This window comes from Rhizobium sp. IBUN, assembly GCF_000510625.1.
GTDB lineage: Bacteria > Pseudomonadota > Alphaproteobacteria > Rhizobiales > Rhizobiaceae > Rhizobium > Rhizobium altiplani.
The window spans coordinates 40,345-53,503 of sequence record NZ_AZNV01000028.1; the positions used below are offsets into that span (position 1 = coordinate 40,345).

The following is a 13,159-nucleotide window of genomic DNA, read 5'->3' on the forward strand; positions in this document are numbered from 1 at the left end:
CTCAAGCAGCGGGCAGCCGGCAAGGGCTGCCCTTTTTTGCTGTCCGCGCAAACAGGATCACCGTATCGCGCAAAGCCAACACCTTCTGCGAGGCACGCATTGCCTGAGGCTAGGCACGCTTCCCATTGGCTGCAATTGAGAAGCCCCCCCGCAACATCACCTGGGATGTCGGACCCCGCGCCTTCCTTTGGTGTAGGACACTTGACCTTACGCGATTGAAAAGCATCTTCTTTTGTGTGGGCGTTAGGCACGCGGGAGGTCACGTCGATGAGAGTCTTGGTTGCATTGGGAATGGCAGCAAGTCTTTTGGCAATATCGGCGGCCGAGCCGCCCTGGCAATGGCAGACCTTTCACGGCGTACGGATGGATTCCGATCCCGTGCTGCTTTCGCGGTTTGACAGGATCTATCGCTATTGCTTGCCCGAAGCCAACTATCGCGGCTCACCCTATCCGACAAATGCCTGGCACATTACAGCGCTGAGAAGCTGCATGTATCGATTCGGCGTCGTGGACCGGGGGGCTTATTCCTATCCGGCCAACAGGCTCTTCTATCCTCTCTTCTGAGGTGGAGCGCCAGCACGGGGTTGGTGATCACGCAGCCGTGGGGTTGAGGAGGTTCATGTCGATGCTCGTCAGCTCCACATGGCGCTCGAACGCTATGCCCACCTCATCGAACAGATGGCAGTCGGCAACATTGATCCCGGTGACGAGTGGCTGATCCGGGTGAACAGCGGCGCGCCCATGCAGCGTCGCGCAGAAATTCTCGCTTTCGCCGTCGAGCGACGCATAGGCGACGGTCTGGGCGCCAAGGCGCTCGATGACAGACGGCGTAACGGTGAAGACGATGTCGCCAGACCCGATCTGGATATGCTCCGGACGCACGCCCAAGGTCAGCTGTTTGCCAATAGCGCCGCCTCTTGGCGTGACAGGGATCACCGCCTTCTGTCCTTTGTAGTCGATTTCGATGCCGGCATCGCTGACACCTGTACAGGTGACGGGCAAGAAGTTCATCTTCGGATTGCCGATGAAGGCGGCAACAAAGATGTTGGCAGGCTTGTGGTAGAGTTCCAGCGGGGCGCCGGTCTGGGCGATCTCGCCGGCATTCAAAACCACAATCCGGTCCGCCATGGTCATCGCCTCGATCTGGTCGTGCGTGACATAAATCATCGTCGCCTTCAGCTGGCGGTGCAGTTTGGCAAGCTCGATGCGCATGTCGGCGCGCAAGGCAGCGTCGAGGTTGGAGAGTGGTTCGTCAAACAGGAATATCTTCGGTTCGCGCACGATCGCGCGGCCGATTGCAACGCGCTGACGCTGGCCGCCCGAAAGCATGCCGGGCTTCTGCTGCAGGCGCTGGTCGAGGTGGAGAATGCGCGCTGCATGCTCGACCTTGGCCTTGAGCTTTTCCTCCTCCATCTTTTCCACCCGCAGCGGGAACGCGATATTCTCGAACACAGACATGTGCGGATAGAGGGCATAGGATTGGAACACCATGGCGATGCCGCGCTTGACCGGCGGCAGGTCGTTGACCCTCAGCCCGTCGATGACGATGTCGCCGCCGGAGGTTGCGTCCAGGCCGGCAATCATGCGCAGCAAGGTGGATTTGCCGCAGCCTGATGGCCCGACGAAAACTACGAACTCGCCGTTCCTCACCTCAAGCTGAACACCCTTGAGAACCTCGAAGTCGCCGTAGAACTTCTGAACCTTGTTGAGAAGAAGCTGTCCCAAAACCTGTCTCCGGTCACCGCCGCTGCGGCACTGTATGCGATAGTCAAAGGGATCGCGGTTGTTGCGCCCGCGATCCCGACAAAGGCTTACTTGAACGCTTCGATCTCGCCAGCAGCCTTCTTGAGAGCATCGGCCGGCTCGGCCTTGCCAGTCACGACGGACTGCACCATTTCGATCATCGAGTTCTGGAAGCCCTTGTAGTCGGTGAAGAGCGGCTCGGGACCGCCGAAAGTGATACCGTCGATGAACGGCTTCCACGACGGATCAGCCTTGACGAACTCATCGACCTTCGGCGACGGACGCAGCGGCGTCAGGCCGGCACCACCCTGAAGTTCGTATTCGCCTTGCGGGCCCGGCGAGGTGATGAACTTGGCGAATTCGATCGCCTTGTCTTCCACACCCGTACCCTTGAAGACCGCCAGGCTGTCGGTGATGAGCAGCGTGCCTTCACCCTTGGCCGACGGGCCGAGCGGCAGCGGTGCGACGCCCCAGTTGATCTTGGTGTCCTTCAGGCGGGCAGCAGCACCCGAACCTGCCTGGATCATGCCGACCTTGCCATCGAGGAAGATGGCGCGGATTTCGTTCTGCTCGTAGGCGGTTGCGCCTTCGACGGAGTAGGGCGTGATGTCCTTGTAGGCCTGCAGGGCGGCCAGGACTTCCGGGCTGTCCATGACGATCTTATCGCCGTCGATCACCTTGCCGTTGTTGGTGTAAACCCAATGCATGAACTGATGCATGGTGTTGTCGAAGGTCTTCGCCGGGAGGCCGTAGCCTGCAATGCCGGTCTTTTCCTTGATCTGCTTGGCGGCGGCAATTTCCTCAGCCCAAGTCTTCGGCGGGTTCTCCGGGTCGAGGCCGGCCTGCTTGAAGATGTCCTTGTTCCAGTAGAGTGCCTTGGTCGAGAAGGCGACCGGCACGCCCCACTGGTTGTTGTCGAAGGTGACGGTGTCGACGATGTTCGGGTAGTAGCTCTTCTTCTCGTCGTCGGTCATCGGCACCGGAACGATCAGATCGTTCTGGGCGAATTCCTTCAGCGTACGCGAACCGACATAGGCCATGCCGACCGGAGTGCCGGCAGCAGCCAGCGTCGTGGCCTTGTCCTGGCACTGTTCCCAGCCGACAACCTCAGGCGTGACCTTCCAGCCTGGGTTCTTGCCTTCCCATTCCTTGATGTATTTCTCGTGGATCGGATCGATCTTGTCTCCGCAATAGATCCAGCTGATCTCCTTGTCAGCGGCGTGCGCGGTCATTGCGCCGAGTGCGGTAGAGCCGAGCAGGGCAAGGGCCATCAGCCCGGTCTTAAATTGAATTGTCACGTTGTTAGCTCCCGTTTTTTCTCTGGTGGTTGACTTACTGTTTCACCGCGCCCGCGGTCAGACCGCTGACGAGATACCGTTGAAGGAAGAAAATCACGATCATGGCCGGCGCAATGCCGACGAAACTTGCAGCCATCAGTTCATTCCACACGACTTCCTGGCGGCCGAAATAGGCGAAGAGTCCGACCGGCAAGGGCGCAAATTCAGTCTTGGAATTGAAGGTGAGCGCGAAGATGAACTGCTGGGCATAGGAGCCGATGAAGGTGGTGATCGCAACTACCATGATGCCCGGCATGGCGATTGGCAGGATGACCCGACGCAGGGTATAGAAATGGCTGGCGCCGTCGACGAATGCGGCTTCGTCCAGCTCCCGCGGAATGCGCATCATGTAGGTTCTGAGCAGCCAGATCGCCGAAGGGATCAGGAAGGCAACGCCGGGAACCATGATGGCGAAATAGGTATTCAGCAGGCCGAGCGTTCGCATCAGCCGGAAGAGCGGGATGAGCAGCACCGCGCCCGAAAACATGTTGACGGCCAGGAACGCGCCGAGCAGCAGCCCGGCGCCTTTGAATTCAAACCGCGCGAACGCATAGGAGGCAGGGATGACGAGCACCAGGACAACGGCGGTGACGATGGTCGAGATAAAGAAGGAATTGAAGATGTAGCGCGCAAAGCCCGGCACGCTTACCCACATGGTCCGATAGGCCTCGAACGAACCGTTCTCGGGGATGAACCGGTAAGGCGATGAAAAGAGCTGGCTGAGCGGCTTCAGCGATACCAGGAAGCCCTCGACGAAGGGCGCAAGCACGAAGGTAAGGAACACCAGGATGCCGGCATAGATGCCGATGATCTCATACCATTTGTACCGATGGATCAGCAGATGCGGCTGTTTCATCGCTTGTCTCCGGAAGTAAGGCGGCTGGTCACGCGGAAGTAGCAGACGCAGAAAATCGACAGGAAGATGCAGATGAGCACGGCGCGCGCGGCGCCTTCTCCGTATCTGTTCGAGCCGATCGCGGTTTTATAGGTGTCGATGATCATCGTCGTCGTTTCGCCGCTCGGGCCACCACGCGTCAGGATCCAGATGATGTCGAATGAGTTGAAAGTAGCGATCAGCGACAGCATCGACATGGTGATCATCGACGGGACGATCAGTGGCAGGGTAATGCGCCGGAAGCGATAGAATCGGCCGGCCCCGTCGGTCCAGGCGGCCTCATAGAGATCCTGCGGAATCGCCTGCATGGCCGCTAGCATATAAAGCGTGACCAGCGGAACGCCGATCCAGACATCGGTGATGATCGTCGCCCAGAACGCTGTGGACCCCTGCGCGAGAAATGCGACCGGCGCGTCCACCAGCCCGAAGCGCTGCAGCATGCCGGAAATCATCCCGAACTGGCCGTTGTACATCCAGCCCCACATGAAGATGCCGATCGCCATTGGGACAATCCATGGCGGCATGGTCAGGACGCGGAAGAGCGCCCTGCCGGGAACCGCAGAATTCAGCATCGTTGCGCCGAACACACCGATGATCATCTTGATGGAGACGGAAAAGAACGTCCAGATGAAGGTGCGAATGATGACTTCGGCGAAGGTAGCATTGAAGATCTTGCTGTAATTGGCCCAGCCGACCCAGTTCGTCGTCTTCTTCAGCGATGCATCGGTGAAGGACAGGATGAATGTGTCGACGAGGGGATAGGCGACAATCGCCGCCACGTAGAGCACTGCCGGAAGAAGGAGGATCCAGGCGAAGATGACTGCGTTGCGTTGGACGCTCATCCTGCCGTTCTCCTCAAGCCGCTCTTGCGTGCAGGGCTTCGTCGAACCTGTCCCAAATCGGGCGCAGATCGATCACCGCCTTTTTCATCCTTGCCTCGTCCATCGATAGGGCAAGGATCCCGGCCTCAAGGGCATTGAGTGTTGAAACAGGAAGTTCGGTACCGGTACGCACGCTGTCGAGCAAATCCGCTGCCATCTGCTCGTCGGCGCCGTAGTGCTGGGAAAGCTCGGTCGCGACGTATTTGTTCTCGACAACCTTCTTGCCTGTCAGCTGCTCATGAACATCAAGATAGCCTCGGACGAAATCGCCTTCAGCCATGCCGCGCGATCCCATGATGGCAAAACGGCGGAACTGGTCAGGAACGTTGAGGTTGGTATGGAAATTCATGCCGACGCCATTGGCATATTCGACGATCGCCACCTGATAGTCGATGATGTCGCCGTCGCTGTCGAAAACCTTGTCGGACCCCATCCAGCCGCTCGGCTTGCGGTGAAAAAGCTCCAGGTCGTTGATGCCTTCGCGTGCGGGATCGTTGGCCGGAATGAAGCTCTTGCGGCCGCCGAAGCTTGCAACGCGCTCCGGACGAGCGCCGACGACGCCGTTGTAGAGATCAAGGTCGTGGCAGCACTTTTCCAGCATGAAGCTGCCCGAATAACGCTCGTAGCGACGCCAATCGCGCATGAAGAAAGCGCCGTGGTAGGGCTCGATATGCTCCGAGGCCTCGATCGAAACGATCTGTCCAAGCTTGCCTGCGGCCTGAATGGCGCGAAGGTCCTTGTAGAGGGGCGAATAGCGAAGGACGAGACCAACCATCAGGCGCTCATGACCGAACTTCGCCATCAGACGGGCGAGCTCGATGCTCTCGGCGACCGTCGTGACGATCGGCTTTTCGCAGAAGACCTTCAGGCCACTTTCAAGACCCAGCCTGATATGATCGAGATGCATGTGGTTGGGCGAACCGATCATCAGGAGATCGAGCTTTTCCCTGGCGATCAGCTCCTCAGGGGAAGCATAGGCCGTGCCGGCAGAGATGCCTTTTTCGACAAGACCCGGAAGACCTGCCGGATCGGGGTCGACGTAACCCACGATCTCGAAGCTTTCATCAACGGACTTGAAGACGTAGCCAAGGTAGCCGAGCCTGAAACCTAGCCCGATAATTCCCACTTTCATGCTCTTCTCGTTCCCATTCACGTAATTTATTTTCGTCAAGTTGGGACAAAATTTCGAACTCGTCAACACGAATCCCGCGAAAAGTTGCAAGCATGAAATTAATTTTCATAACCGCCCATTTCCCAGCGTCAATCGCCTTCAATCGGGCATGAACGCCCGTTCTCGCCGCGCGCAAGCGCCGAAGGATGGCCTGCGAGCTTGCGTGAAGGCCCGGCAACGGCGAAATACGCCGTCGTCGCGCTGCCTCGATCTAGCGGTTTCGCCGTTTGCCCTCGAGCAGATCGAGCACGGAATTTGCGGCATCGAGAACGTTCGTGCCCGGGCCGAAGACAGCCGCAACCCCGTGGTCCATCAGATACTGGTAATCCTGCCGCGGAACGACCCCTCCCACCACGACGATGACATCGCCGGCGCCCTGTGCCTTGAGCTCGTCAACCAGTTGCGGTGCCAGTGTCTTGTGGCCAGCCGCCAGCGACGACATGCCAACCACGTGGACCTTGCTGGCGACCGCGAGGTCGGCGGCTTCCTTTGGCGTCTGAAAGAGGGGGCCTGCCAGCACATCAAAGCCAATATCGCCAAACGCTGAGGCGATCACCTTGGCGCCGCGGTCATGACCGTCCTGGCCAAGCTTTGCAACCATGATTCTCGGCCTGTGACCGAGGACCTTGCCGACTTCGACCATGCGGTCCTTCAGGACTGCCAGCTCCGGCTCGTTGCGATAGGCTTGACCATAGACGTCCCTGATGACCTCGGGCTCGGCTGCGTGGTCCCCGAAGGCCCGACGCATGGCATCCGAAATCTCGCCAACAGTTGCCCGCGCGCGCGCCGCTTCGATGGCTGCCGCAAGCAGGTTCCCATTGCCGCTGTTTGCGGCCTCCTCGAGCGCCTTGAGTGCCGCGTGTACTGTAACGCCATCGCGGCGGCGTTTCGTGTCTTCGATCCGCGCAATCTGGGCGGCGCGTACGGCTGCATTGTCAATCGCCAGGATCTCGAGCTCTTCTTCCGTCTCGAGACGATATTTGTTGACGCCGACGATGACCTCTTCGCCCTTGTCGACTGCCGCCTGGCGTCTTGTCGCCGCTTCCTCGATGAGCCGCTTGGGCAATCCCTCGTTCACCGCCCTGGTCATGCCACCGAGTGCCTCGACCTCCTCGATCAAGGCCCAGGCCTTGTCGGCAAGCGCCTTTGTCAGGCTTTCGACATAGTAGGAACCCGCAAGCGGATCAACGACATTGGTCACGCCCGTCTCATGCTGAAGAATGAGTTGCGTGTTGCGGGCAATGCGGGCGGAAAATTCCGTCGGCAAGGCGATTGCCTCGTCGAAGGAATTGGTGTGGAGCGACTGCGTGCCGCCAAGAACCGCCGACATTGCCTCGAAGGCGGTGCGGATGATGTTGTTGTAGGGATCCTGCTCCTGCAGCGAGACGCCGGATGTCTGGCAATGCGTGCGCAGCATGAGGGAGGACGGTTTCCTGGGCTCGAACTCCTCCATGATGCGCGTCCAGAGCAGGCGCGCAGCACGCAGCTTCGCCGCTTCCATGAAGAAGTTCATGCCGATGGCGAAGAAGAAGGAGAGGCGGCCGGCAAAATCATCGACGTTCAATCCCTTGGCGAGCGCGGCACGAACATATTCGCGCCCGTCGGCTAGCGTGAAGGCGAGCTCCTGAACCAGTGTGGCGCCGGCCTCCTGCATGTGATAGCCGGAGATCGAAATGGAGTTGAACTTCGGCATCTCCCTTGCCGTGTATTCGATGATATCCGCAACGATCCGCATCGAGGGCTCCGGCGGATATATATAGGTGTTGCGAACCATGAACTCCTTGAGGATGTCGTTCTGTATCGTCCCCGAAAGCTCAGCCCGGGACACACCCTGTTCCTCGCCAGCCACAATGAAGCTCGCAAGTATCGGAATGACGGCGCCGTTCATCGTCATGGAGACCGAGATTTTCTCCAGCGGGATGCCATCGAACAGGATCTTCATGTCCTCGACGCTGTCGATCGCAACTCCTGCCTTGCCGACATCGCCGACGACGCGCGGATGATCGCTGTCATAGCCGCGGTGGGTTGCAAGATCGAAGGCCACGGAAACGCCCTGCTGGCCGGCGGCGAGCGCCTTGCGGTAGAAAGCGTTGGAGGCCTCTGCGGTGGAAAAACCGGCATATTGCCGGATCGTCCAGGGGCGGCCAACATACATGGTGGCACGCGGCCCCCGGGTAAAAGGTGCAAAGCCCGGGAGCGACCCGAGATGCTCGGCACCCTTTATGTCGCCCTCGGTATAGAGCGGCTTGACGTCTATTCCTTCGGGCGTGTGCCAGACGAGCGTCTCGGGCGAGGCCTTCAACTCTTTTTCGGCAAGAGCCTGCCAGTCGCCAAGCGTTTTCTTCGTCATCCTATCCTCCGGCATTCTTCTTTTGCCGCAGGCTAGCACTTTAACCGCCTGCGGCGCGATAGAGCCTTAGGATAATTTGTTGGCGAATGTCTTGCCCCCTTCGACATCCGTGCTTGTCAGGAAACGCTGACCGGTTTGGAGCGCAACCGGCTTGCAGTTGCCGGATCCGCCCTTCTGCAAAGCTGTGGCGGCAAGCCTTTCATGATGAGCTCTGCATCGGCGACAGCCATCGAGCCAAGCGCGTAGAAGGCGTCACGTGTGCCGCCGGTGCGATGGGCCGACAGCAACAGCCCTTCCACCTTGCGAACGGGATCGTCGGGAGCGACAGGCTCGTCGGGGAAGACATCGGTGGCGGCACGGATATGGCCAGAACCCACCGCTTCGAGCATTGCCGGAAAGTCGACGACAGCTGCGCGGCTCATCAGCAGGAAGGCGGAGCCGGGCTGCATGAGCGCAAACTCCCTCCGGCCGATGAACCCTTCGTTCTCGCTTGTCACACTGGCAAAGACGAAGACGACACGGCTTTGGCTGAGGACCTCATCCAGCGATGCCGGCATGCAGTCGAGCCGCTCGATGATCTCGGCCGGCAACCAGGGATCAAAGACGCGCACCGTATTGCGAAACGGCCGGACAAGCTCGCGCAATTGGCGACCGAGATCACCAAAGCCGACCAGGCCGACCGGTGCGCTGGCGAAGCGAAACGTTCCTTCGTTTCCCGCAAGGCCATAGTCTTCGACACCGGCTCGAAACTGCCGGTCAGCCATGGTGATACCGCGGGCAAGATCGATCGCCATGCCGAGTGCAGCTTCGGCAACGGGTGAGGCGAAGGCCGATGCAGGGGTGATCACCCAGATGCCCCGCTCGACACAGGCCTGGTAGTCGATGTTCGGCAGGAAGTTCGACTCGACATTGATGATTGCCTTTAGCCTCGGCGCGCGATTCAGCCGCTCCTTCGGCATGTCGGTCTGACCGAAGATCAGCACCGTATCCGGCAACAGGGCTTCCACCTGGTCAGCCGGCATTTGCCGATCTTCGGAGACGACGACATCTCCGAGTTGCTCAAGACGGCGGCGAACATCCGGCGTCATGATGAGATCGAGCGTTCGCGGCAACGGATCGACAAGAATGATATTGCGACTCATGGTTCCTCCCCTTGCCTCCAGAATGAAAATGCGCGCGGCTTTCGCAAGTCCCTTGTGCGCCAGGAAACGCTCAAGAACCGAGTGAGGATACCATCAAAGGGTCTTCCCGCACCGTCTGTACCAGGAAATCAAGGACTGTGCGGACCCGCAACGGCAGGTTCTTGCGCGATGGGTAGACGACGTTGATCGGCAGGCGTGCCGGAGGAAAATCGGGCATCACGTTTATCAGCCTGCCGGCCTCGATGTCGGGGCAGGCGAGGATGTGCGAGAGCACTGCAAGACCGCCCCCGGCCAGTACCGCGCGATGCACCGCGACCGCATTGTTGGCAATCAGGCGTGGCGCGACGCGCACCGAAGTCTCGTCGGAACCATTGGAAAATGTCCACGAGCGCAAATCTCCGGCGCGGCTGTAACAGATGCAGTCATGGCCGCCGACGTCGTCGGGCGTTTCGGGCATGCTTCGTCGTTCGACATAGCTCGGTGCCGCAACGAGAAAGGCGGTCGTCCATCCAATCCGCCGGCACATCAGATTGCAGTCAGAGACGGGACCGAGGCGCACTTCAAGGTCGATGCCATCGCCGATCAGGTCGGACGGTTCCTCGCGAAAAATCAACTCGACGGAAAGCCCGGCATGGCGATCGAGCAGACCGGCAAGGCGCTCGCTGACGTAAAGACCAAGCGGCGCGGGCAGGGTGAGCCGCACCCGACCGGATACGGTGGTGGCCTCGGCACAGGTCGCCTCGTTGAGCGCGTCCACCGCTTCGACCACCTTCAGCGCCATCGCAATCATCTGCTCGCCCTCGACCGTCAGGGCAAGCGCATTCGTACTACGATGCAGCAGGCGTGTGTTGAGATGTCCTTCCAGAGCGGAGACCTGCCGGGAGACCGCCGGCTGTGTCAGGTCGAGGTCGATCGCCGCTGCAGAAAACGAGCCCGTCTCCGCAACCCGGAGGAAGGCTCTCAGCGCAGATACGATGTCCATTCGTCCCTCATACATTTCGACATAAGCCTTATGCAGCAGTCTAGGTCGGAAGCGCTTTACTGTCCAGTAATTACGGATATCTTATGTCCATAAGGATACATGATATCCGTAATTAAGGAGACAGACATGTCACAGCGCCTCAACTACGCACAGCATTCCCCTGAACTCTTCAAGAAGATCTCGGATCTCAGCATGAGCTTGAAGGACAGCACCATCGAGCAGAAAATCCGCGATCTTGTGAACATCCGGGCATCCCAGATCAACGGTTGCGCCTTCTGCCTCGACATGCATGTCAAGGAAGCCAAGATCCACGGCGAAAGCGAACTGCGCCTCTATCATGTCGCGATCTGGCGTGAATCGAACCTCTTCGTTCCGCGCGAGCGGGCAGCTCTTGCCTGGACCGAGGCCGTCACCAAACTTCCGGAAGGCGGGATCCCCGACGAACTCTACGAGCGGGTCCGTGGTCAGCTTTCGGAAAAGGAAGTCTCCGACCTGACTTTCTCGATCATGGTCATCAATGCCTGGAACCGCGCGAGCATCGCCTTCAAGGCCGTACCCGGCTCCGCCGACAAGGCTTATGGCCTCGACAAGGCCGGCCTCAACTAGGCCGGCCTCAACTAGGCCTGCAACCTCAAAGCCATCCGCGCGGAAATAACCACCCACAAAAGGAATCTTGAAATGATGAAGTCGCTTTTTGTCGCGGCTGCGCTTGCAGCCGCATCATTCAACACAGCCGTTGCCGCCGAGGCAGGCGGCAAGGCTGCCAAGGTCACGCTCGTCTATGAGCATGAACTGCCGAACGCCCCGGGCAAGAGCATCAAGGGTGTTCTGGTCGAGTATGGTCCGGGCGGCTCTTCCGAGGGGCACACGCATCCGACTTCCGCCTTCATCTATGCAACGGTCCTGGAAGGCTCGATCCGCAGCCAGGTCAATGATGGGCCGGTGAAAACCTACAAGGCTGGCGAGAGCTTCTCGGAGATGCCGGGCGACCGTCATGGCGTCAGCGCAAACGGCAGCAAGGTAAAGCCGGCCAAGCTCCTTGCCGTTTTCGTGGTTGACACCGACCAGAAAGAACTGACCTATCCCTTGAAGAAGTAGGCGAGGACGGGGCCGGCTGTCGACCGCGCACTCGGCCCCCCACAGCGCGGCAATTATCGCGATCGGAGCTGCCATGTTCAACGACCCACTTTCGTTGCCGCTTGTTCTGATCAACCTTCTGGGCGTAGCCGGCATAGTTGTCTGGCATCTCCAGGGCCGTGACCGCCCGACTGCCCGGCTGATCGTCCAGATCCTCTTCTTTGCAGGCATGACCGCCGTCCTCGTTATGGCAGGCATCCTGCCTCATCGCGTTGAGGAGACGCAGCTTGCCGGCGCGATGGCATTCCTGTCCATCTCGGCAAGGGTATTGTGGTGGACACATCTGGCATGGACCCTCATCGGCTTCGTACGGATCTATATCGTTCTGGAAAAGAGACCGCATGAAGCGCGGCTGTTGCAGGATCTGATCGTGGCCGTCGTCTATCTCGGTGTCGCGCTGTCCATCCTGGGCTTCGTTTTCAAAGCACCGATCGGCACCCTGGTGGCAACGTCGGGTGTGGTTGCCATCATCTTCGGCCTGGCGCTGCAAAATACCCTCGGCGACGTGTTCTCGGGGATCGCGCTGACATTGGGGCGGCCCTTTGCCATCGGTGACTGGATCTTGCTTGGCGACGGCACCGAGGGCCGCGTCATCGAGAATAACTGGCGCTCCACCTTTCTGCTCACCGGCGCTCACAATGTCGTCATTCTGCCCAATAGCGCCCTGGCGAAGGTGGGGCTTACCAACCTCAGCCGTCCCGATGAAACGCATCAGATCACGCTGCTTGTCCGGATCGCGGCAAACCATAGCCCGCAGCTTGTCGAGGAGGCATTGCGAACCGCGTTGCAATCGAGCACCCGCATCGTCCAGGATCCACCGCCGATCGTCGCTCTCAAGGGGATTGATGCTGTCGCAATCGAGGCAGAATTGCAGTTTCGCGTGACCAGTCCAGCAAACAGGACGCCGGCGCGCAACGAAGTGATCGATCTCGTCCACCGCCACTGCCGGGAAAGCGGGCTCTCGCTCGCAATGCCCCCTCAGAGCTATCTCTACGCATTGCCCGACCCAAGCGAGGTCAAACTGCGATCAGCCAGCTCGCTCTAAAACCCACTCGGAGCTGTTCTTCCAAAGGTCCGGCGGAATATCCCTCGCCAGGGTCTCGATCAGATCGGAAAAGCTGACGCTGCGCAATTTCTGGCGCCACGCTTCGTCGGCCTCCCACATGACGCGCGCCACCGCGCATGGACTGCTTTCGCAATAGCCGTGGGGCCGACAGGGATTGTTGGCTCTGATGTTGTTGCAGACAAACGTCTGCGCCTTACCTTCGACGGCCTCGACGATGTCGAGAAAGGTCAGATCGGCTGGTGCTCTTGCCAGTCTGTAGCCGCCAGATGGGCCGAGCGTCGTATGGACGAGACCTGCTTGAGAAAGGCTCTGCAGCGCCTTCGAAAGATATTCCTTCGGAAGTCCGTGGAACTCGGCCAACGCCTTCGTCGACAGGTAACGACCTTCGGGCAGACCGGCAAGTATGGCGCAACAATGCAGCGCCCATTCGACTTGGCTTTTCAGGATCATCATTT

13 protein-coding genes are annotated in these 13,159 nt (G+C 59.5%); 4 read left to right on the forward strand and 9 right to left on the reverse strand.

What is annotated here, in order from left to right; translation table 11 throughout:
• Positions 1–267 precede the first annotated feature (267 nt).
• Positions 268–564 (forward strand): hypothetical protein, encoded by a 297-nt coding sequence (locus RHIBUN_RS0122700; protein WP_025661278.1) that lies wholly within the window; start codon positions 268–270, stop codon positions 562–564.
• Positions 565–591: 27 nt separating this feature from the next.
• Here RHIBUN_RS0122700 and ugpC read toward each other — a convergent pair whose 3' ends face one another.
• From ugpC to RHIBUN_RS0122740, 8 genes are all read right to left on the reverse strand, one after another.
• Positions 592–1,725 (reverse strand): sn-glycerol-3-phosphate ABC transporter ATP-binding protein UgpC, encoded by a 1,134-nt coding sequence (gene ugpC, locus RHIBUN_RS0122705; RefSeq protein WP_025661279.1) that lies wholly within the window; start codon positions 1,723–1,725, stop codon positions 592–594.
• A gap of 86 nt (positions 1,726–1,811) precedes the next feature.
• Positions 1,812–3,041, reverse strand: coding sequence for an ABC transporter substrate-binding protein (locus RHIBUN_RS0122710; protein WP_025661280.1), 1,230 nt, complete (start codon positions 3,039–3,041; stop codon positions 1,812–1,814).
• Positions 3,042–3,075: 34 nt separating this feature from the next.
• Positions 3,076–3,936, reverse strand: coding sequence for a carbohydrate ABC transporter permease (locus tag RHIBUN_RS0122715; protein WP_025661281.1), 861 nt, complete (start codon positions 3,934–3,936; stop codon positions 3,076–3,078).
• Positions 3,933–4,817: a sugar ABC transporter permease gene (locus tag RHIBUN_RS0122720; RefSeq protein ID WP_025661282.1), complete on the reverse strand. Its 885-nt coding sequence runs from the start codon at positions 4,815–4,817 to the stop codon at positions 3,933–3,935. The genes RHIBUN_RS0122715 and RHIBUN_RS0122720 overlap by 4 nt, the downstream gene beginning before the upstream one ends.
• 13 nt (positions 4,818–4,830) lie before the next feature.
• Positions 4,831–5,988, reverse strand: coding sequence for a Gfo/Idh/MocA family oxidoreductase (locus RHIBUN_RS0122725; RefSeq protein ID WP_025661283.1), 1,158 nt, complete (start codon positions 5,986–5,988; stop codon positions 4,831–4,833).
• Positions 5,989–6,238: 250 nt separating this feature from the next.
• Positions 6,239–8,377 carry a methylmalonyl-CoA mutase gene (gene scpA / locus RHIBUN_RS0122730; RefSeq protein WP_025661284.1) on the reverse strand — a complete coding sequence of 713 codons (2,139 nt, stop codon included), beginning with the start codon at positions 8,375–8,377 and terminating at the stop codon, positions 6,239–6,241.
• Between the two features lie 116 nt (positions 8,378–8,493).
• Positions 8,494–9,519, reverse strand: coding sequence for a hydroxyacid dehydrogenase (locus tag RHIBUN_RS0122735; protein WP_025661285.1), 1,026 nt, complete (start codon positions 9,517–9,519; stop codon positions 8,494–8,496).
• A gap of 70 nt (positions 9,520–9,589) precedes the next feature.
• Positions 9,590–10,501: a LysR family transcriptional regulator gene (locus tag RHIBUN_RS0122740; RefSeq protein ID WP_025661286.1), complete on the reverse strand. Its 912-nt coding sequence runs from the start codon at positions 10,499–10,501 to the stop codon at positions 9,590–9,592.
• A gap of 126 nt (positions 10,502–10,627) precedes the next feature.
• On the opposite strand from RHIBUN_RS0122740, the gene RHIBUN_RS0122745 reads away from it, so the two are divergent.
• The 3 genes from RHIBUN_RS0122745 (at position 10,628) to RHIBUN_RS0122755 (ending at position 12,683) form a co-directional block, all read left to right on the forward strand.
• Entirely contained in the window at positions 10,628–11,107 is a 480-nt protein-coding gene (locus RHIBUN_RS0122745; protein ID WP_018858418.1) for a carboxymuconolactone decarboxylase family protein, read from the forward strand.
• Between the two features lie 72 nt (positions 11,108–11,179).
• Positions 11,180–11,599, forward strand: a complete 420-nt coding sequence (locus RHIBUN_RS0122750; protein ID WP_025661287.1) for a cupin domain-containing protein — start codon at positions 11,180–11,182, stop codon at positions 11,597–11,599.
• 73 nt (positions 11,600–11,672) lie between these two features.
• On the forward strand, positions 11,673–12,683 hold the full coding sequence (locus RHIBUN_RS0122755) for a mechanosensitive ion channel family protein (RefSeq protein ID WP_025661288.1): 1,011 nt from the start codon (positions 11,673–11,675) through the stop codon (positions 12,681–12,683).
• On the opposite strand, the gene RHIBUN_RS0122760 is transcribed toward RHIBUN_RS0122755, so the two are convergent.
• Positions 12,666–13,154, reverse strand: coding sequence for an Rrf2 family transcriptional regulator (locus RHIBUN_RS0122760; protein WP_025661289.1), 489 nt, complete (start codon positions 13,152–13,154; stop codon positions 12,666–12,668). The two genes, RHIBUN_RS0122755 and RHIBUN_RS0122760, sit on opposite strands and share 18 nt — an antisense overlap.
• Positions 13,155–13,159: the final 5 nt, after the last annotated feature.